A 19,191-nucleotide genomic window follows, 5' to 3' on the forward strand; every position below is an offset into this window, starting at 1 on the left:
AAATTGATAATTTAATTAATGCTTTAGAAATGAAGCAGGTTCAATATTGTGAACCATTTTCAAACGTTGGTCAGCATAAATATCAGTATAAGGCGCTAAAACTCGCATGAAACGATCAAAATATAACATTTGTTTGAATAACAAAGCGAAGTCACGCGGGAATTTGATGCCATGACGCTCACCAACCCCAATCATATCCATCATGATGTCATTCAAATCAGCAGGGTTAGAACTTAAAATTTCTTGAGGGTCTGCTAGTAGCACACCACTAAATAGACGTTCTAAATCATCAGCTAAGACTTGAGTATCGATCTTATGATGCGTCATCCCCATCTTAAGCATATTTTCAGCCATCGCAGCGTAATTGGTATGCTGTAAAGCATCCATAAATGCCATGCAAGCCGTCCATACTTCAGGCTTTAGTTGACCTACAATCCCAAAATCAATGAAACCAACACGACCATCTTCAAGCAGCATTAAATTTCCAGCATGTAAATCAGCATGGAAACTCTTACATAGCATTAGACTACCAAACCACGTATTCATCGCTGTAATTAATACTTGAGTTGGATCTTTAGCGTATTTTTTTACCACATCAAAATCAGTCAAAGATACGCCATATAAACGTTGCATCGTTAAAACACGGCGCGTTGAAAACTGATGATAAACTTTTGGCGCTGTTGCAGCTTGATTGCCCGAAACATTGAGATACTGTACAAAGTCATCTAAGTTTTGCGCTTCTTCAATAAAATCTACTTCACGAACCATGCGTGTTTTGATTTCATCTACTATTTCAGATAATGACGCAAATTTAATTTTTGGAACTGCATGCTCTAATAGCTTAGTCGCCCAATGTACGACGTTTAAGTCAGTATAAAGAATGGTTTCAACACCTGGTTTTTGTACTTTTAGTACGACATCTTCACCTGTCACAAGTTTTGCAGCATGCACCTGTGCAATAGAAGCTGAAGCTAATGGTTTTTCATCAATGAAACTAAAAATTTCATTCAAGTTTTTACCTTCAAACTCTTGTGCAAGTACTTCTTGGATATAGCTAAACGGTAAAGTTGGTGTTTGGTCTAAGCACCCTTGGAATTCCTCGACATATTCACGAGGAAATAGTGATGGTGTACTTGCAATAAACTGACCCAATTTAATATATGTAGAACCTAGCGACTCAAATGTCTCACGCATTAGTTTTGCATTGCTTGGCTTCTCAGTTGCATATTTCACACCTGCCTGTGCAGCAACAATCACTGTTTCACCTATCCGTGCAACAGAACGCAATCCATCAAATAAGATATTTCTTTTCATAATCTTTCATTGCCTCATAGATGGCATTAGTTTAGCAAATTTCAGAAACTTTACTGTTTAAGTTGCCCGACAAACTGGACAATTTGCATCTTTTTCAAATTTAAGAATACGTTGCGATAAATTTAAACCATTCCAGAGTAATAGCTTTTGCTTCAGTGGTGTTAATCCCAAGCCTAGAAATAGCAATGTGTGATGTGCTTGTAATGACGCTATCATTACAGGAGTTGTTGCTAACACGCCTGACTCTGCACAACGCATACCCTCATTTGCGTGATCTTCTTTAGGAAATAGACATTCATAACAAGCAGAATCTGACTCCACCATGAACATTTGTCCTTCAAATCCGATTGCAGAAGCGCTAATTAGAGGGACTTGATATTTCTTACAGATCGCATTGGCTAAATAACGTGTCGTAAAGTTATCACACCCATCCAACACTACATCTTGATGCTGTATTAAATCATCAGCATTCGTTTCATCAAATCGTATGTTTTTATAGCTAACATGTATGTGCGGATTAATCACTTGTAAGTGTTTTGCAAGTATTTCGGCTTTGTAGCGACCGATATCATTTGGAGTGAATGCAATTTGACGTTGTAAATTACTCATTTCAATTGTATCAGCATCTACAATCGTAATTTTTCCAACGCCTGCTCGTGCGAGTAGCTCCGCACTAGTACACCCTATTCCACCAGCTCCAATAATCAGTACATTTGCTAATTTTAATTTTTCTTGAGCTTCAATATCCCAACCATCAAGTAAGATTTGACGACTATAAAGATGCATTTCATCATTAGTTAATTCAAATTCGTTTTCTGGATGAATTGACACACTGATTCTCTTGCTAGCACTAAAGACTTTAGATTTTAAGTATATGAATGTGCTAATGGAAGATAATTTTTTCCATACATACATTTTAACTTTGACTATATCTAGGTTTTAACCCAATATTGTAGGCACTCTTTAACAGCATAATAAAATCAATTACTTATGAATTAAGATTAAAACTTTGGTTATTTTATTTTTTTAGAAATAACTCTATGTTTTATTTTGAAATTTTAACTGGACTGCTCCCAGTATCCTAGACATGAGACCGCCTCATTTTGAAGCTGTCTCAAATGCTTCTGGGCTCATCCCATCGAGATGCGAATGACGCCTGATTCGATTGTAAAACATCTCGATATAATCAAACACATCCGCACGGGCCATTTCTCGTGTTTTATAGATCCTCTTTTTAATTCTTTCCTTCTTTAAACTACTAAAAAAGGATTCAGCAACAGCATTGTCCCAACAGTTTCCACGACGACTCATACTCGGAACTAAATTATGCTTTTGACAGAATTTCTGCCAGTCTCCGCTACTGTATTGTGAGCCTTGGTCTGAGTGTATGATCACAGGTTCATTGGGTCTGCGTCGCCATACCGCCATTAAAAGTGCATCCAAAACGATATCCTTGGCAAGCGTAGGTTTCATTGACCAACCGATGACTTTCCTTGAATATAAATCGAGAACCACAGCCAGATATAACCAGCCTTGCCAAGTACGGATGTAGGTAATATCAGTCACCCAGGAAGTATCAGGGGTGCTCACAGCGAACTCTCGATTTAAGTGATTTGGTGGCACAATCGGAGGACGGCCACAACCATAACTTTTATGCTTTTTATATCCTCGAACAGCGGCAATGCCATTGTTCTTCATGATCTTCAGCACACGATTGGGGCCACAGCTTTCACCTAGCTCTTTAAGATCCAGCGTGATGCGACGATAACCATAGATGCCATAACTGGCATCATAAGAAGAGCGGATCAGTTGTAATAACCGTTTGTCTTCAATTGTTCTGCCTGATTCGGGTTCATGTAGCCAGGCGTAATAGCCAGCACGAGCAATCTTAAGAACCCGACACATCGTTTTAATCTTAAATTGATGGCTGTACTCAAGGATAAACTGATACTTTACTCGGGCAGGCTTGCAAAGTACCTTGCGGCCTTTTTTAAGATATCTCGCTCTTCTTCAGTTTGCTTAAGCTGACTTTTAAGACGAAGGATCTCTTTCTTTGCTTCGAGTAGTTCATGTTCATCAGGGTTGTTGCGTAAAGGCTGTACGGCCTTTAGCCATTTATAAATGCTGTGCTGTGATACACCTAAACGTTCAGCCACATCAGTGACAGAATATCCACGTTCGGTAATCAATTTAACAGCTTCATCTTTAAATTCTGGGGTGTATCGTTGTCCACTCATAATGTTCTCTCCTATGCAAAAAGAATAGACGAAATTTGTCTAGGAGAGTGGTGGCAGTCCATCCTGCCTATTTTTCAAGGTTTAAAGACATTTTAGACTCAACTTTTGAAGTCATTACTTTTGAAGAATCTTGTACTCGATTAATTGCTTCAGCTGAATTTCTAGAAATGCCATTGAGTCTTTCGGACCCTTTAACTTCAGAAAAGTTTAAACAACTTTGTCAAAAAGAACTCGATGAATTAGTTGCCACACAGGATATTTTATATCGCGTTAAACAGCTAATCGATGATCCAATAGAGGGCTTGCTTGGAATTGATCAAGTTGCTCAAAAATTAAACCTTACCAAAAGAACTTTACAACGAATGCTTCAAGAAAAATCTGTAAGTTTTCAGAGCTTATACGATGATGTACGCAAAACAAAGGCACAAAAATTGATGTTAAGTCCCTTCGCCTCAAAAGATCAAATCGCAAAACAGTTAGGTTATGCTTCAACTTCAAGTTTTAATCGCGCAGTAAAACGCTGGGCGCTTGAATAAGCCTTCACTTAAAATCAAATATAGATACATTTGAATTGCTGTTTTAGGACATGAAGTAATGAATCAACACATTGCACCCGTCGAGTTATCTAAATCTTATCGCTTACTTAATCATGGTCCAACTGTACTTGTTTCTGCTCAGCATAATGATGAAGTCAATGTTATGGCGGCAGCATGGGCATGTGCTTTAGAATTTTCTCCAGCAAAAGTTACTGTGGTTTTAGACAAAACTACGAAGACGAGAGAACTCGTGGAGAAAAGTGGCTATTTTGCATTACAGGTTCCGTGTTATGAACAACTCAACATGGTTCATCAGCTTGGAAACATCAGTCAATTTGATGATCCTGAGAAATTACAAACCTGTAAAACTGAAGTCTTTTATCAAGAAAACCATTCTGTACCATTAGTCACTGGAAGTATTGGTTGGCTAATATGCAAGCTGATACCAGAAGCACACAATCAGCAAACCCATGATTTATTTATCGGCTCTGTTATTGCTGCTTGGGCTGATACGCGTGTTTTCCACGATGGTCACTGGCATTTTTCGGAAGAGCATAAAAACCTTAAAAGCCTACACTACATTGCTGGTGGTACGTTTTATTTAATTGGCGAAGAAGTGAAAGCAGAGTAAATCAAACACAGAAGCGATGCACTTAGCAGCGCTTCTCACATGAATAATATAAAGACTATTTAATTGCAGCATCATAACGCTGATTTACAGTATTCCAGTTCACTACAGACCAAAAAGCTTTGGTGTAGACTGCTCTGCGATTTTGATATTTAAGATAATAAGCATGTTCCCAAACATCCAAACCTAAAAGTGGCTGTCCTTTCTTCTCCACAATATCCATCAAAGGATTATCTTGATTTGGCGTTGAAACAATCTCCAATTGACCTGCATCATTCAAGATTAACCATGCCCAACCCGAGCCAAAACGACCTGTTGCAGCCTGATTGAATTTATCTTGGAAGGCTTCAAATGAGCCGAAATCTTGATTGATTTGTTTTAGTAGCTTTGCACTAACCTTACCAGTTTTATTGGTCGGTGCTAAACTCTCCCAAAAGAAAGCATGGTTAAAATGCCCACCACCATTGTTTCGTACTGCTAAATTATATTTCGAAATTTGTGCTTGAACTTGTTCAATACTTAATTTATCTAGCTCTGGATAGGATTTAATTTGAGCATTTAAATTATCAACATAGGCTTTGTGGTGCTTTGCGTAATGTATTTCCATCGTTTTTTGATCAATCGCGGGTTCTAGTGCATCACTTTTGTAAGGCAATGGTGCTTGCTTAAATTCCGCATAGGCAGGCGAACTTAATCCTGCACATAACATCAATGAAAATAGGCTTTTATTTAACATCCGCATCATTAGATCCCATAAATTGATAATCATTTTCATTATCAAAAATATAAGCAAATCCAAAGCAGGTCAAATAACTATATACCAATGATACATTTTACCACTTATTAAAAACATAAAAGCGATGAACCAATCATCGCTTTTATTTATGTAAAGATATTTTTATTTTGCAGCCATACGAATCGAGCCGTCTAAGCGAATTACTTCACCATTTAAATATGAGTTTTCAGCAATATGTGCAACCAAGCGCGCAAATTCTTCAGGACGACCTAAACGCGATGGATACGGAACCATTTGACCTAATGCATCTTGTACATTTTGTGGTAGACCTTTAAGCATCGGTGTTTCCATGATACCTGGTGCAATCACCATAATACGAATTGCATGACGTGCTAACTCTCTTGCAATCGGCAAAGTCATGGCAACTACTGCCCCTTTTGAAGCAGAATATGCAGCTTGACCAATTTGACCATCAAACGCAGCAACCGAAGCTGTATTGACGATTACTCCACGATCTTCATCACCTTCTGCAACTTCATTTTTACTCATGGCTTCCGCTGCTAAACGCAGCATATTAAATGTACCAGTGACATTAATCTGAAGCGTTTTAGAGAACATACCTAAATCGTGCACACCATCTTTACCAACAACTTTCGCTGATGGTCCGATCCCAGCACAGTTAACTAAACCATGCACTGCACCATGCTTGACTAATACATCTTTAAAAAATTGCTCAGCAGCTTGCTCATCCGTAACATCGAGTTGGACAAATTCAGCTTTTTCACCCAATGCTTGTGCCTGCTGAGTTCCAACTTCAGCATTCATATCAACTAAAGTGACGGATGCACCTTTCTGAACCAAATATTCAGCTGTCGCTGCGCCTAAACCAGAACCACCGCCAGTAATAACAAAGTGTTTTCCCTGAATTTTCATTTACGTTTCCTATCAAATTAAAGTGATAAATTTTTATAACAAAGAGTAAAGGCAACTTTTTTCCGATACAATTCCAAAAAGTAGCAAATTTAATGCGATTTTTGAGCATTTATTTCATTCACTCTCCTGTATTTCATCTTTTATGAGCAAACTTCCAAATCAAGATATCAATTCTGCAAAGGATACGATTTCAAATGCACTTATTCGTGAAGCATTGAGTGTTGCAGCTAGCCGCGGCTTAAATATCGTCAATATCGCTAACAAAGCGGGTATTTCAGCTGAATTATTAACTTCAACCAAAGCACGAGTCCCTGTTAACCAATCTGCACAGCTTTGGGTTGAACTGGCAAAAAGTATGAATGATGAATTTCTCGGCATGGATACTCATCCAATGCGCCGAGGAAGTTATAAAGTATTGGCGAAACTTGCTTTTGGTGCGAATACATTAGAACAGGCTATACAAGATATCTTAAAATTTTTAGCTTTGATTTTAGATGACATTCATGGGGAATTAGTTCAGGAAGGTTCGAAAGCATTTCTTATCCTGCATGACCGTGATCAACCCAAACGAATGTTTACCTATTCGACTTTTTTAATGCTCGTACATAGTTTGATGTGTTGGTTGAGCGATCAGCGTATCAGTTTTCACCGAATGTCATTTAGATGCCACCAACCTGTTGAGATACAAGATTATCGAGTACGCTTTTGTGAAAATATAGAATTTAATGCTGAACAGAATAAAATTGAATTCGATGCTCACTATCTCAAGCACAAGATTAAAAAAGATAAACAGGCATTAAATGAGTTTCTAAAACATGCCCCATATAATTTAATTGTGCGCTTTAAAAATGAAAACTCATTAAGCCTACAAATCCGCAGACAATTGATTCTCCAACCACCTTCTGAATGGGCTGAGTTAAAAGATATTGCACAACAAATGAATATGTCCACAGCAACTATTCAACGTCGACTAAAACAAGAAGGTGTAAGCTATCAACAGCTTAAAAATGATATTCGATGTGATATTGCAATTGAACGTCTGAACAAAACGAATGATTCAATTCAAAGTATTAGTGATGATCTAAATTTTCACGATCCAAGTGCTTTCCATCGTGCTTTTAAAAAATGGAGTGGTGTAAGCCCTGGTAGCTATCGAAAAATATCCCCAAGCAAAAAACTACTTGTTAACCAATTTGAAGACTGAATGGTTTAAAAAATGTATTTACCTGAAATTTTTGAAGAAAAAAATACTGAGAAATTATATCAACTCGTTGAAAAATATCCGTTAGGTACATTAGTCACTCACAGCTCCAATGGTATCGAAGCAAATCACTTACCCTTTAAACTTTTACATGAGTCTAAATCTAATCACGCAATTCTTATCGCTCATATTGCACGAAATAATGAATTGCATACTTTGATTGAGAGTGGTACTGATGTTTTAGTTATTTTCCAAGGTGAACAAGGCTATATTTCCCCCAACTGGTATCCAAGCAAACAATTGCATCACCGTCATGTACCAACATGGAATTATCAAGTCGTACACGTAAAAGGAAAAATTAAATTTTTAGAAGATGAAAAATCCTTACGGGGCATACTCGCCAAACTTACTCGGACACATGAAGCCAAGCAAGAAAAACCATGGAAAATGTCTGATGCACCTAGCGATTACATCGCAGCAGAACTCAAAGAAATAATTGGTATAGAGATTGAAATCCAGCACATGATTGGAAAATTCAAACTGAGCCAAAATAGAGACCAATCTGATGCTGTAAACGTGGTAAATAATTTAAAAAAACAAGGTCAGATTCAATTAGCTAAAGCAGTCAAACAATATATTGAAGATTAATTCAACTTCTGTCCAAGGCTAACACGATCATTGCCACCATAATCTTTGATGGTTTGAATTTGGCTAAAACCCTCTTTCTCAAACATAGTACGGACTGCTTCACCTTGATCATAGCCATGTTCAAGCACAATCCACCCATTTGGATTTAACCAACTTTTACCTTGAACAATAATAGTTTCTAGATCCGCCAATCCTTGCTTATCAGCAATAAGTGCTCGTTCAGGTTCTGATTTAAGCATTTGCATATGCACATCTTCTGGATCGATATACGGCGGATTTGAAACAATAAGATCAAAAAATTGTTTTTCTAATGCATCAAACCAAGCACCACAAGCAAACTTAACCTGCGTTAAACCATGACGAATGGCATTTTCCTGTGCGACTTCGAGCGTAGGTTGATAAATATCTGTTGCCGTAACTTTCCACTGAGGACGCTCACTTGCTAGAGCCAATGCAATAGCACCCGTTCCAGTACCTAAATCAACGACATTAGATGTTGAATCAAGTTCAAGCTTTAACACAGTTTCAATCAATATTTCTGTATCTGGACGTGGCACCAATGTGTCATGTGTGACTTTTAAGTCCAGAGTCCAAAACGGTTGTGAACCTGTTACATAAGCTAGTGGTTCACCATGATCAATACGAGCAAGCCCATTCAAATAAGCTTGCTCTTGAATTTCAGTTAACTCTTGCTCAAGTCTTAGTTTTAACTCTAATGAATTGATACCCAGTATATGTTCAAGCAGCCACGCAGCTTCTTGACGTTCATAGCTATCAATTTCACCTTTAATTTCTAATGCCTGAGCAATATTCATTAGCCGCCATTTTCCTGAGCAAGCATCGCTAATTGATCCGCTTGATATTCACGATGCAAACTATCCAGCAATTCGGTTAAATCACCCTCCATGATCGCGTCTAATTTATATAACGTTAAATTGATACGATGATCCGTCATACGACCTTGAGGATAGTTATACGTACGAATACGCTCAGAACGGTCACCAGAACCAACTAAGTCACGGCGCATTTCAGAAGTAGCTGCGTCAGCTGCTGCACGTTTTGCATTTTCTAAACGAGATACAAGTAACGCCATCGCTTTGGCTTTGTTTTTGTGCTGCGAACGTTCTTCCTGACATTCCACGACTACACCCGATGGAATATGAGTAATACGAACAGCAGAATCGGTTTTGTTAATGTGCTGACCACCCGCACCTGATGCTCGGTAAGTGTCAATTCGGAGATCAGCTGGATTGATTTCGACTGTTGTATCTACATCAACTTCAGGCAAAATAGCGACTGTACATGCAGAGGTATGAACACGACCTTGTGATTCAGTGGCAGGTACGCGCTGTACGCGGTGCGCACCACTTTCAAACTTTAAGCGACCATATACACCTTCGCCATCAACACGACAGATTACTTCTTTGTAACCACCGTGTTCACCTTCATTTTCAGACAGGACTTCAATTCGCCAACCCTGAGTTTCAGCATATTTACTATACATACGGAATAAATCGCCAGAGAAAATAGCAGCTTCATCACCACCCGTCCCTGCACGAATTTCTAAATAAGCAGCATTCGCATCATTAGGATCTTTAGGGATCATTAACACATTGAGTTGTTCTTCAAGCTCAACTAAAAGTGCCTTGTTTTCTTTAATCTCTTCTTCTGCCATATCTTTGAAATCTGGATCAGATTTCATCATTTCAGCTGTTTCAATATCCTCTTCAGCTTGACGATATTTACCCCAAACTTCTGTAATTTCAGTTAAATCATTATGTTCTCGTGACAATTTACGAAAACGTTTGTTGTCAGAAATAACTTCTACATCAGCAAGTAATGCCGTCAGCTCTTCATGACGATCACAGAGTTGATCTAGTCTTAAGCGGAGTGATGCTTTCATGGGCGGAATATCTCGAAATCCAAAGACTCAATGCCATTACAAAGTTGAAGCATGAGTAAAATCAAAAAATTGCGCATAGTTTACAGATTCTACCGCTTAAATGACATAGTGAAACTTCACTACTGCGTGATCAAGTTTCGTTTCATCATAAATTGTTCATTTTTAGTTGTAGGCTCTTGTTCTCTTTTTTGCCGTTCTATATAAATATGAGAGACAAATAAAATGATAAAACAACAGGATAATCAATATGAGTAATTTAATTAACCGCCCAACATTGGCATTTATTGGGGCAAGTTGGCTTGCAGTCGTGATCGGTGCTGTTGGTTTTATGATTGGCTTATGGAATGCTTCAATGCCTTTACATGAAAAAGGTTTTTATCTCGTTATTTTACTTTACGGTCTTTTCTCTGCTGTATCCCTACAAAAAACATTGCGTGATAAGTTAGAAGATATACCTGTGACTGCAATCTACGTTGCACTTTGTTGGACCTCAGTCGGTATTTGTATTGGGTTACTATTATTTAGTTTATCGAATGCGACACTTAGCCTGAGCGAAAAAGGTTATTACATTATGTCCTTTTTATTGAGCTTATTTGCTGTTACGGCTACCCAGAAAAATATTCGTGATCTCGAACATTTACGTTTACAGAAGCGAGAGTCTACAAATCAATTAAAACTTGAAGATTCTTCTCATCAAGATTCATAAATGACATCAGCACTATAATTTCATATTGGCTTAATCATTAATGAAAATTGAATTTATTTGATTAATCTTAATACTGATTTAAACAAAACCATACAATCAACTTACCAAATCACAATAATAACAGGATGCATCTCCACAATTTCACTCCACAAGCTTTGTTACATTTGCTTCCATTACAAAAGATGCCTGAACAGCGGGCACATGGAGTCAAAATGAAAGCGCATTTTATGTTACTGAGTGCAATCCTTGCAGGTTCTACTATTGCAAGCACTGCATATGCAGATAATGCAACACGTGTTGCAGCCACTTCAGCTTTAGGTAGTGTTGTTGGTACAGCAATAGGTAAAGAGATTGGTGGTCATAGTGGTGCCATGATTGGTTCAGCTGTTGGTGGTGCTGGTGGTGCAGCTGCTGCTAGCAGTAAACGTACGCGTACCGAAGCTGCAATTGGTGGTGGTTTAGGTGGTGTAGGTGGTTATACTGTTGGTCGCAATATTGCTGGTACAACTGGTGGTTATATTGGCGCAGCTGCGGGTGCAGCAGGTGGTGCCGCTTTGGGTCGTAAAGTAGGTCAAGACCGAGACTACGACAACTATCAGTCAAAAAAATATAAGAAAAAACGCAAACATCGTCATCATTGATAAAAAGCACCTTCGGGTGCTTTTTTATTGACACTTAAATTGGGTCTAACACATTAAAAATCCTGAGTAAATTACTTGGTTGAATCTATAGTTTGAACTTCTTAAAATAATCCCTTATTTTAAATATGCCTTTATTGCATCATGAATACTGAATTACTCTCTCCTGCTGGTTCACTAAAAAATATGCGTTATGCTTTTGCTTACGGAGCAGATGCTGTCTATGCAGGGCAACCACGTTATAGTTTACGTGTCAGAAATAATGAGTTTGATCATGACAATCTTAAAATTGGCATAGAAGAAGCTCACTCTCTTGGTAAAAAATTTTATGTCGTCGTCAATATCCAGCCACATAATAGTAAATTAAAAAATTTCATACGTGATCTATCCCCAATTATTGAAATGAAACCAGATGCATTAATCATGTCCGACCCAGGGTTAATCATGATGGTTCGTGAGCATTTTCCTGATATGCCAATTCACCTATCAGTACAAGCAAATGCCATCAATTGGGCTACAGTTAAGTTTTGGAAAGACTATGGCTTAAGCCGTGTAATTCTTTCACGTGAGTTATCTTTAGACGAAATTGAAGAAATTAAAAATAACGTGCCAGATATTGAGTTAGAAGTATTTGTACATGGCGCCTTATGTATGGCCTATTCTGGTCGATGTCTACTATCGGGTTACATGAATAAACGTGATGCCAATCAAGGAGCATGTACCAATGCTTGTCGTTGGGAATATAAAATCCATGACGCACAAGAAGATTCAAATGGAGATGTTATCCCTGTTCAACATTTCGAAAATTCAAAATCATGTTGTTCTAAATCATCACATGAGCGTAATACTATCAATCCAGTATTAGTACAACGCAACGATGAGGATATGTTTGCTGCCGAAGAAGATGAGCATGGTACTTATTTCATGAATTCTAAAGATCTTCGCGCGGTGCAACATGTCGAGAGGCTGAGCCAAATGGGCGTCGCTTCACTAAAAATTGAAGGTCGAACCAAATCTTACTTTTATTGTGCCCGCACCGCACAAATTTATCGAAAAGCAATTGATGATGCATTATCGGGTAAATCTTTTGATCAAAGTCTAATGACACAACTTGAAGGTTTAGCTAACCGTGGCTACACAGAAGGTTTTTTACGTCGCCATACTCATAGTGAATATCAAAATTATGAAGATGGCTCATCACATTTTGACTTTCAACAATTCTGCGGTGAAGTACTAGAAAGGAATGGTGACTTCATCAGAGTTGAAGTCAAAAATAAATTTATTGTTGGGGACTCACTTGAATTAATGACACCGAAAGGCAACGTCCATTTTGTGCTCGAACAAATGCGTGATCTCAAAGGTAATCTTATCGATAATGCAAAAGGTTCAGGTCATACGGTTGAAATACTATTTCCACAAGAAATTGATATTCGTTATGCATTGCTGATTCGGAACTTACCTCAAGCAAAACAGCAATTATCATCAGCCTCTTTAGCATACTCAGCACATTAATTCATGGCTCTTATGATTACTACCGCATGTATCAACTGTGATATGTGCTTACCAGAATGTCCAAACGAAGCAATATATGAAGGTGCTAAAATTTATGAAATCGATACCGAACGTTGCACAGAATGTGTCGGTTTTTATGATGCACCGACCTGTATTGCAGTTTGCCCGATAGATTGCGTTAAACCTGATCCACAACTTAATGAATCACATTCAGAACTTTTAGAAAAGTTTCGAAGATTAAAATCACAGTAAGTTACAAATAAAAAAGCGCCTTACGGCGCTTTTTTTAGATATACAAATTAGTTTGCATATACTGGGAATTTTGCACAAACAGCTTCTACTTTAGCTTTCACTTCAGCGATAACTTTTTCATCACCTTTACTGTCGATGATGTCAGCAATCCAACCTGCAAGTTCACGAACTTCAGATTCACCAAAACCACGAGTTGTAACAGCTGGAGTACCGATACGGATACCAGAAGTAACGAATGGAGAACGTGGATCATTTGGAACTGCATTTTTGTTTACAGTAATGTGTGCTGCACCTAACCATGCATCAGCATCTTTACCCGTTACGTCTTGTTTGATTAAAGACAATAAGAATAAATGATTTTCTGTACCACCTGAAACAACATCATAACCACGTGAAATTAATACTTCAGCCATAGCTTGAGCATTTTTCACGACTTGTTGTTGGTAAGTTTTAAACTCATCAGACATCGCTTCTTTGAAACAAATTGCTTTAGCAGCAATTGCGTGCATCAAAGGACCACCTTGGTTACCAGGGAATACTGCAGATTGAAGTTTCTTCTCGATTTCTTCATTTGCTTTTGCAAGGATTAAGCCAGAACGTGGACCGCGAAGCGTTTTATGAGTAGTAGTCGTTGTTACATCAGCAATTTGAACTGGGTTCGGGTAAACACCAGCAGCAACTAAACCTGCAACGTGAGCCATATCAACAAAAAGATAAGCACCAACTTTATCAGCGATTTCACGGAAACGCTGCCAATCAACAACTTGGCTATACGCAGAGAAACCAGCAACGATCATACGCGGCTTGTGTTCCAAAGCTAAACGTTCAACTTCTTCATAATCGATCTCACCCGTTTCAGGGTTTAAACCGTATTGAACAGCGTTGTATGTTTTACCAGAAAAACTTACTTTAGCACCGTGAGTCAAGTGACCACCGTGAGCTAAGCTCATACCAAGTACTGTATCACCTGGGTTGAGAAGCGCTAAATACACAGCCGAGTTTGCTTGTGAACCTGCATGTGGTTGAACGTTTGCATAATCAGCACCGAACAATGCTTTCGCACGGTCGATTGCAAGTTGTTCAATTACGTCAACATATTCACAACCGCCATAATAGCGTTTGCCAGGATAACCTTCTGCATATTTGTTCGTAAGTTTTGATCCTTGAGCTTCCATAACTGCTGGAGAGCAATAGTTTTCTGATGCAATTAACTCAATGTGAGCTTCTTGGCGTTCGCCTTCAGAAGCAATCGCTTGAGCTAATTCTGGATCAAATTGAGCAATAGAAATATTGGCAAACATTAGCGGGGGTCCTATAAATTAGGGCTTTTAAGCCGTGCTAAAGATTGGTGCGTATTGTAGCATGAAGTTTGCCTTTTCACAGATTGATATTTATTTAATTATTCGTGAATTTTATTCATTCTGAATGTTCCGATATCAATGAAAATGATGAAGAATCTAACAAGCTTTTAAATAATTAAAATTTGGTATAAAAAATGGACTTCGAAAATACTCTGAACAATCATGAATTCCAACTTCCAGAAAACTGGAATTACTACATGTGTCAAATTGATGAGATGCCTGCAAGCTATTTTGTTAATTTAGCCTTAGCTGAAATCGCACCTATATCACAAAGATTACAATTAATTTGGCTAGAAATTAAAATGAATCAACCTCGAGAAGATGGCTTATCTTCAAGTGAAGAATTTGACCATTTAATGGTTTTTGAGGATGAAATCATACCTAGCCTAACAGATGGAAGTCAGAGCATATATGTAGGGAGATTGACACATAATAAAGTGAGAGAGTTCTATTTTTATTGTAAGGATGCGACTGTCTTAGAACATAAAATTCAACTTATCATGCAAAAATTCTCTCAATATTCCTATCAAACTGGTCACCGCGATGAACCAGATTGGTCTTCATATTTTAAATGCATGTACCCTACTCCAGAAATATTACAGACTATATCTAATCGAGCTGTTGTTGAGAATCTTCTTCATCATGGTGATCTTCTACAGATAGCTCGACCTGTATATCATTGGCTTTTCTTCCAAAATGAAACAGACTTAGCTGAATGTGTACACAAGACTCAAGCTTTAGGTTTTGAAGTTGTACAAATCGATCAACTTGATGATGAACATATGAAGTTTTCTCTACAAATTTCTCGGATAGATCACGTTGATCAATATTCAATAGATCGTTGTACTTTAGAATTATTCGAGTTATGCAAGCTTTACAATGCTGAATATGATGGTTGGGAAACGGAAGTAGTTATTAATTAACAGCAAGCCCAGTATTTCATTTAGCTGAAATACTGGGCGAATAAACGCGATTTTTAAATTAATTGCTCGCAGGCATCAATGTTTTCACATCGTTAACAATATTTGAGATATTTAGCACATAAGCAGTGCCATGATCCCATTCCGCATCAGTAAAATATTGAATTTTCGATCCTTTACTTCGTGCTAACAAGACAAGACCGTCCGTTGCTTCACGAGGAACCGTTGTATCTTTACCGCCCTGATAAATTAGCGCAGGTTGGCTCAGTTTAACTTGTGCAGGCTGTGAATCATTCTCCAAGAAAGTCTTAACCAATGGAATTGCCATAAAATTAATTTGAGTTCTTGGATAGTTAGCTAGGCTACCATTTGTGAATGCATACGTTTGCATTGCCGCACCGAACTTCTGACCAACCTGATCGTAACAATCTAATTCTGCTCGACTTGCAATCTCATCCGTTGGTGATTTAAAGACATTAATATAATTAAAAGTAGGTTGCAGATTTCTTATCCCTGCTGTGATTAATGCAGTAAAAGTATCAAGTTGAGCATACATTTGAATTTGCTGAGCGATAGGTGCATTTTCAACAGATTGCTCACCTTTAACTAGAATTGCTCCTAAGTTCGATGCTGGAGCTACTGCGACCGTGCCTCTATAATCCAATTTAGCGCGACTCGCATATTGCGCTGCACCCAGTGCTGCCTGCCCACCTTGAGAATGCCCTACAGTCACCCATTGACGTGAAAGCACTTTCCCCTGACTCGCCAAATAAGATCTTGCTGCAACAACAGCATCCGTAATTGAGTATGCTTCACTCTTAACATTTAAAAATGGATGTAATTCTCTCCCACTTGGTTCACCTAAACCTTCGTAATCTGGAGCTACAACAACATAGCCAGCTGCAAGAAATTTATTAATCATGTCTTGTATATAGATATTCGTTGCATTTCGACTAGGCGCACATTGATCAGCAACTCCCGTTGTTCCATGTGCCCAAACGACAACTTTCCAACCACCTGATGGCATCGTTCCCTTTGGAACGAATATCAAACTAGTCGCTAATGTTTCTTTGCCATTTTGTCCCAACATTTTATATGTCATGACAGAGCTTTCAGAAGCAAATGCCGAGAAATCAGTTTTTGTGTAAGCAACGGGCATTCCAACTACTGGATTTTTAAAGTTGTTTTCAGGAATGCTTGGTTTCGATGTATAGCTTGAATCGTCACTTCCACCACAAGCCGTTAGAACAAGGCTTGAACTCAGCATAACAACCGTTAATAATTTCATTTTCATATATAGTTTTTCCTTAACTATTTTATTTTTGATGCATCTTTAGATCTTTTCTAAAGCATTTCACTGTCAACAATTACGCTTATTCGAAATGCGTTTCAAGTCTTTTCATCAGCAAAATAAGATTTATTTTTAATCAAAAAATCGAATTACCAGAGGAATATAGCGATTGCGAATCGAACACATCTTGGTTGAGGCATAATTTCGAGTAAGATATCAAATCCACTCTACTTCACTTAGGTCATGACCCAATGCAAGCTATCATTTTAGATACTGAAACCCATACATTGAATGGCTTACCGATAGAAATTGCATATGCACCAATCGAGATAGAGAGTGGTAAATTAAGTTTAGATAAAACCAAAATTTTTGATCAACTCTATCAAGTCGGTCAACCGATCTCATACGCCGCTATGGCAGTTCATCATATTCTTGAATCGGATTTGATCGATCAACCTTTTTATAATGAATTCGAATTACCAGAACAAACTGCGTATATCATTGGTCACAATGTTGATTACGATATTTCAGCAATTGCGAAATGTGGTGTTGATGTTTCCAAATTAAAGCCTATTTGTACGCTAGCGCTTGCTCGTCGCGTATGGGAAAATGCAGAAGCGCATAATATTTCTGCATTAATTTATTTAATTTCGAAAGGAAGTGATAAAGCTCGTGAAATGCTGAAAGGCGCACATAGAGCTGATGCAGATATTATTTTAACAGCCAATATTTTGATGCATATCATCCATCATTTAAATATCCAAACAATTGAACAACTCTATGTAGCTTCAGAAGAGGCACGCATTCCAAAATCAATTAGCTTCGGTAAACACAAAGGCACTTCGATCTCTGATTTACCAACAGATTATGTGCAATGGTTAATGCGACAAGATGATCTCGATCCGTACTTAAGAAAGGCACTAGAAAATAATATCGTCTAAAAAAGCACGTTAATTTTCAATAAGTTCAATTATTTTCTATTTACTTTATGCAAATAGATGATATTTAATAATTTGTTAACATTTCTGTCACTTTTCAACTATATCTTAATCTCCATCTAGATCTTGACTGGGGGAGATTAAGAGATGTCACATTTTTTTAAAACGGAACTTGGACAAAATGCATTGCAACAACGCAATATCGCTTTGACTGCAAAACAACGACGACTACTATTACTTATTGATCACGAAGACTTTCAAGAACTAGACCATAACTACAAAGAAAAAATTGCACCATCTGAGCTTGTTCAACAACTGATTGACATGGGTTTACTCGCCCAACAGGCAGAGCCAACAAATATAAAAGAAATACCTTTGGAACAAACTGCTCCTATCATTCAATCAGCAATTACAGAACCGCTTGAAAATAATCATTCAACAACACCAAGCTCTGATGAAGAAACATTTGAAAATATTGAACTTGAAAAATTACCTTTTGTAGAGATTCAGCAAGTGATGATCCAAACATTAACAACCTATTGCGGTTTGATGGCTCGTCCTTTAATCCAAAAGATTCAAACAATAAAAACCGTGCAACAATTAAAAGCATGTCAAATGCAGTGGATTACCTCCTTACAAGAGAGCCGCATTCCACCGACTCAACTGAATCAAACACTTAAGCTAATTAATTATTCAGTTCAACATTTATAAATTTGACCTTATAAATAAGATCATAATTTGAATAATTGCTCTTTTAATAAGCAAGAAATCACTTGGTGGTCATGTTTATATTTACCTATATGATTTTTTTGCCTATCATGTGGCTCGCATGCGCTCATAGCTCAACAGGATAGAGTACAGGTCTCCGAAGCCTGTGGCGTGGGTTCGAGTCCCGCTGAGCGCACCACAATCTTTTCTCAAATCATTTCAAAACTATTTCAATATAACAATTTTTTGATTGAGCTTATTATTACCTCTTCTGATGCATTCTCAATAATTACCGTATAGATTACGGTAAGTGATAAGTCTTTCTCATATTTCATTCTGACCAATTAGTTATCTAACTTATATAAAAGTTTACTGTATTAAATCGCTATCATAATTTCTTTAATATAAATATTTTACGACTAAGCAAAGAAAGGGTAATCCCCCCTAAAAAAAATAGGATCTAAAAGTAGAATTTTCTCTTAAGATACGAGCAGGAGATTCTGCATGAAAACATCTAAATTTACTGACAGTTAGATCATGTCCATCTTGAAACAGGCAGAATCTGGCACACCTGTAGCGACCCTTTGCCGTGAACACGGCATGAGTAATGCTACCTTTTATAAATGGCGTGCCAAATATGGTGGTATGGATACATCATTAATGGCTCGACTGAAAGAGCTAGAAGCCGAAAATACCAGACTTAAAAAGATGTATGCGGAAGAGCGATTA

At 37.8% G+C, this 19,191-nt stretch carries 20 protein-coding genes, 1 tRNA gene and 1 pseudogene; 13 read left to right on the plus strand and 9 right to left on the minus strand.

The window, feature by feature from the left end:
• Positions 1-15: 15 nt before the first annotated feature.
• The 3 genes from F948_RS07940 to F948_RS07950 all read right to left on the minus strand — a co-directional run bounded on the left by F948_RS07940 (position 16) and on the right by F948_RS07950 (position 3,551).
• Positions 16-1,314 carry an ABC1 kinase family protein gene (locus F948_RS07940; RefSeq protein WP_004962393.1) on the minus strand — a complete coding sequence of 433 codons (1,299 nt, stop codon included), beginning with the start codon at positions 1,312-1,314 and terminating at the stop codon, positions 16-18.
• 57 nt (positions 1,315-1,371) lie between these two features.
• Positions 1,372-2,100, minus strand: a complete 729-nt coding sequence (locus F948_RS07945) for a HesA/MoeB/ThiF family protein (RefSeq protein WP_153569912.1) — start codon at positions 2,098-2,100, stop codon at positions 1,372-1,374.
• A 312-nt stretch (positions 2,101-2,412) separates the two neighbouring features.
• Positions 2,413-3,551 (minus strand): IS3 family transposase gene (locus tag F948_RS07950; RefSeq protein ID WP_100223103.1). Its coding sequence is split into 2 segments (ribosomal slippage): positions 2,413-3,293 and positions 3,293-3,551, totalling 1,140 coding nucleotides; the frame shifts between segments, so codons are not numbered across the junction.
• 59 nt (positions 3,552-3,610) lie between these two features.
• Here F948_RS07950 and F948_RS07960 point away from each other — a divergent pair.
• Positions 3,611-4,087: pseudogene (locus tag F948_RS07960) on the plus strand (helix-turn-helix domain-containing protein); the annotation flags it as partial.
• A gap of 58 nt (positions 4,088-4,145) precedes the next feature.
• Entirely contained in the window at positions 4,146-4,718 is a 573-nt protein-coding gene (locus F948_RS07965) for a flavin reductase family protein (RefSeq protein WP_004962413.1), read from the plus strand.
• A gap of 55 nt (positions 4,719-4,773) precedes the next feature.
• Here F948_RS07965 and F948_RS07970 read toward each other — a convergent pair whose 3' ends face one another.
• Complete coding sequence (locus F948_RS07970; protein WP_004962432.1) at positions 4,774-5,457, minus strand: superoxide dismutase; 684 nt, start codon at positions 5,455-5,457, stop codon at positions 4,774-4,776.
• A gap of 156 nt (positions 5,458-5,613) precedes the next feature.
• On the minus strand, positions 5,614-6,384 hold the full coding sequence (locus F948_RS07975) for a 3-hydroxyacyl-CoA dehydrogenase (RefSeq protein WP_004953914.1): 771 nt from the start codon (positions 6,382-6,384) through the stop codon (positions 5,614-5,616).
• A gap of 142 nt (positions 6,385-6,526) precedes the next feature.
• On the opposite strand from F948_RS07975, the gene F948_RS07980 reads away from it, so the two are divergent.
• Positions 6,527-7,588 (plus strand): AraC family transcriptional regulator, encoded by a 1,062-nt coding sequence (locus F948_RS07980; protein WP_004962441.1) that lies wholly within the window; start codon positions 6,527-6,529, stop codon positions 7,586-7,588.
• Positions 7,589-7,600: 12 nt separating this feature from the next.
• Positions 7,601-8,233 carry an FMN-binding negative transcriptional regulator gene (locus F948_RS07985; RefSeq protein ID WP_004962443.1) on the plus strand — a complete coding sequence of 211 codons (633 nt, stop codon included), beginning with the start codon at positions 7,601-7,603 and terminating at the stop codon, positions 8,231-8,233.
• On the opposite strand, the gene prmC is transcribed toward F948_RS07985, so the two are convergent.
• Both prmC and prfA read right to left on the minus strand, forming a co-directional pair.
• Positions 8,230-9,048 carry a peptide chain release factor N(5)-glutamine methyltransferase gene (gene prmC / locus F948_RS07990; RefSeq protein WP_004962445.1) on the minus strand — a complete coding sequence of 273 codons (819 nt, stop codon included), beginning with the start codon at positions 9,046-9,048 and terminating at the stop codon, positions 8,230-8,232. The genes F948_RS07985 and prmC overlap by 4 nt on opposite strands.
• Positions 9,048-10,136: a peptide chain release factor 1 gene (gene prfA, locus F948_RS07995; protein WP_004953903.1), complete on the minus strand. Its 1,089-nt coding sequence runs from the start codon at positions 10,134-10,136 to the stop codon at positions 9,048-9,050. Before prfA ends, prmC begins: the two co-directional genes overlap by 1 nt.
• Before the next feature lie 247 nt (positions 10,137-10,383).
• Here prfA and yiaA point away from each other — a divergent pair, with 247 nt between their 5' ends.
• The 4 genes from yiaA to F948_RS08015 all read left to right on the plus strand — a co-directional run bounded on the left by yiaA (position 10,384) and on the right by F948_RS08015 (position 13,244).
• A complete protein-coding gene (yiaA, locus tag F948_RS08000; RefSeq protein ID WP_004962447.1) occupies positions 10,384-10,842 on the plus strand; it encodes an inner membrane protein YiaA in 459 nt (152 codons plus the stop codon).
• Between the two features lie 212 nt (positions 10,843-11,054).
• A complete protein-coding gene (locus F948_RS08005) occupies positions 11,055-11,483 on the plus strand; it encodes a hypothetical protein (RefSeq protein WP_004953900.1) in 429 nt (142 codons plus the stop codon).
• Between the two features lie 141 nt (positions 11,484-11,624).
• Positions 11,625-12,992, plus strand: coding sequence for a prephenate-dependent tRNA uridine(34) hydroxylase TrhP (gene trhP, locus F948_RS08010; protein WP_004962450.1), 1,368 nt, complete (start codon positions 11,625-11,627; stop codon positions 12,990-12,992).
• 3 nt (positions 12,993-12,995) lie between these two features.
• Complete coding sequence (locus F948_RS08015; protein WP_004962453.1) at positions 12,996-13,244, plus strand: YfhL family 4Fe-4S dicluster ferredoxin; 249 nt, start codon at positions 12,996-12,998, stop codon at positions 13,242-13,244.
• 47 nt (positions 13,245-13,291) lie between these two features.
• On the opposite strand, the gene glyA is transcribed toward F948_RS08015, so the two are convergent.
• Entirely contained in the window at positions 13,292-14,545 is a 1,254-nt protein-coding gene (glyA, locus tag F948_RS08020) for a serine hydroxymethyltransferase (protein WP_004915215.1), read from the minus strand.
• Positions 14,546-14,739: 194 nt separating this feature from the next.
• On the opposite strand from glyA, the gene F948_RS08025 reads away from it, so the two are divergent.
• Positions 14,740-15,528, plus strand: coding sequence for a DUF695 domain-containing protein (locus tag F948_RS08025; RefSeq protein ID WP_004962456.1), 789 nt, complete (start codon positions 14,740-14,742; stop codon positions 15,526-15,528).
• Positions 15,529-15,586: 58 nt separating this feature from the next.
• Here F948_RS08025 and F948_RS08030 read toward each other — a convergent pair whose 3' ends face one another.
• On the minus strand, positions 15,587-16,819 hold the full coding sequence (locus F948_RS08030) for an alpha/beta hydrolase (protein WP_004962461.1): 1,233 nt from the start codon (positions 16,817-16,819) through the stop codon (positions 15,587-15,589).
• A 248-nt stretch (positions 16,820-17,067) separates the two neighbouring features.
• Between F948_RS08030 and F948_RS08035 the strand changes: the two genes are divergently transcribed.
• From F948_RS08035 to F948_RS08050, 4 genes are all read left to right on the plus strand, one after another.
• Complete coding sequence (locus F948_RS08035) at positions 17,068-17,757, plus strand: putative quorum-sensing-regulated virulence factor (protein ID WP_004962463.1); 690 nt, start codon at positions 17,068-17,070, stop codon at positions 17,755-17,757.
• Positions 17,758-17,901: 144 nt separating this feature from the next.
• Complete coding sequence (locus tag F948_RS08040; protein WP_004962465.1) at positions 17,902-18,465, plus strand: hypothetical protein; 564 nt, start codon at positions 17,902-17,904, stop codon at positions 18,463-18,465.
• Between the two features lie 120 nt (positions 18,466-18,585).
• Positions 18,586-18,661, plus strand: a tRNA-Arg gene (locus tag F948_RS08045).
• Between the two features lie 338 nt (positions 18,662-18,999).
• Positions 19,000-19,191, plus strand: a 192-nt coding sequence (locus tag F948_RS08050; protein WP_004962468.1) for a transposase, incomplete at its 3' end; no start/stop codon positions are given.

Source organism: Acinetobacter junii CIP 64.5 (genome assembly GCF_000368765.1).
GTDB classification, from domain to species: Bacteria; Pseudomonadota; Gammaproteobacteria; order Pseudomonadales; family Moraxellaceae; genus Acinetobacter; species Acinetobacter junii.

Bases quoted from the DNA above. Each gene is read 5' to 3' on its own strand.
- F948_RS07940 (WP_004962393.1), bottom strand. From the start codon at position 1,314: ATGAAAAGAAATATCTTATTTGATGGATTGCGTTCTGTTGCACGGATA.
- F948_RS07945 (WP_153569912.1), bottom strand. From the start codon at position 2,100: ATGCATCTTTATAGTCGTCAAATCTTACTTGATGGTTGGGATATTGAA.
- F948_RS07965 (WP_004962413.1), top strand. From the start codon at position 4,146: ATGAATCAACACATTGCACCCGTCGAGTTATCTAAATCTTATCGCTTA.
- F948_RS07970 (WP_004962432.1), bottom strand. From the start codon at position 5,457: ATGCGGATGTTAAATAAAAGCCTATTTTCATTGATGTTATGTGCAGGA.
- F948_RS07975 (WP_004953914.1), bottom strand. From the start codon at position 6,384: ATGAAAATTCAGGGAAAACACTTTGTTATTACTGGCGGTGGTTCTGGT.
- F948_RS07980 (WP_004962441.1), top strand. From the start codon at position 6,527: ATGAGCAAACTTCCAAATCAAGATATCAATTCTGCAAAGGATACGATT.
- F948_RS07985 (WP_004962443.1), top strand. From the start codon at position 7,601: ATGTATTTACCTGAAATTTTTGAAGAAAAAAATACTGAGAAATTATAT.
- prmC (WP_004962445.1), bottom strand. From the start codon at position 9,048: ATGAATATTGCTCAGGCATTAGAAATTAAAGGTGAAATTGATAGCTAT.
- prfA (WP_004953903.1), bottom strand. From the start codon at position 10,136: ATGAAAGCATCACTCCGCTTAAGACTAGATCAACTCTGTGATCGTCAT.
- yiaA (WP_004962447.1), top strand. From the start codon at position 10,384: ATGAGTAATTTAATTAACCGCCCAACATTGGCATTTATTGGGGCAAGT.
- F948_RS08005 (WP_004953900.1), top strand. From the start codon at position 11,055: ATGAAAGCGCATTTTATGTTACTGAGTGCAATCCTTGCAGGTTCTACT.
- trhP (WP_004962450.1), top strand. From the start codon at position 11,625: ATGAATACTGAATTACTCTCTCCTGCTGGTTCACTAAAAAATATGCGT.
- F948_RS08015 (WP_004962453.1), top strand. From the start codon at position 12,996: ATGGCTCTTATGATTACTACCGCATGTATCAACTGTGATATGTGCTTA.
- glyA (WP_004915215.1), bottom strand. From the start codon at position 14,545: ATGTTTGCCAATATTTCTATTGCTCAATTTGATCCAGAATTAGCTCAA.
- F948_RS08025 (WP_004962456.1), top strand. From the start codon at position 14,740: ATGGACTTCGAAAATACTCTGAACAATCATGAATTCCAACTTCCAGAA.
- F948_RS08030 (WP_004962461.1), bottom strand. From the start codon at position 16,819: ATGAAAATGAAATTATTAACGGTTGTTATGCTGAGTTCAAGCCTTGTT.
- F948_RS08035 (WP_004962463.1), top strand. From the start codon at position 17,068: ATGCAAGCTATCATTTTAGATACTGAAACCCATACATTGAATGGCTTA.
- F948_RS08040 (WP_004962465.1), top strand. From the start codon at position 17,902: ATGTCACATTTTTTTAAAACGGAACTTGGACAAAATGCATTGCAACAA.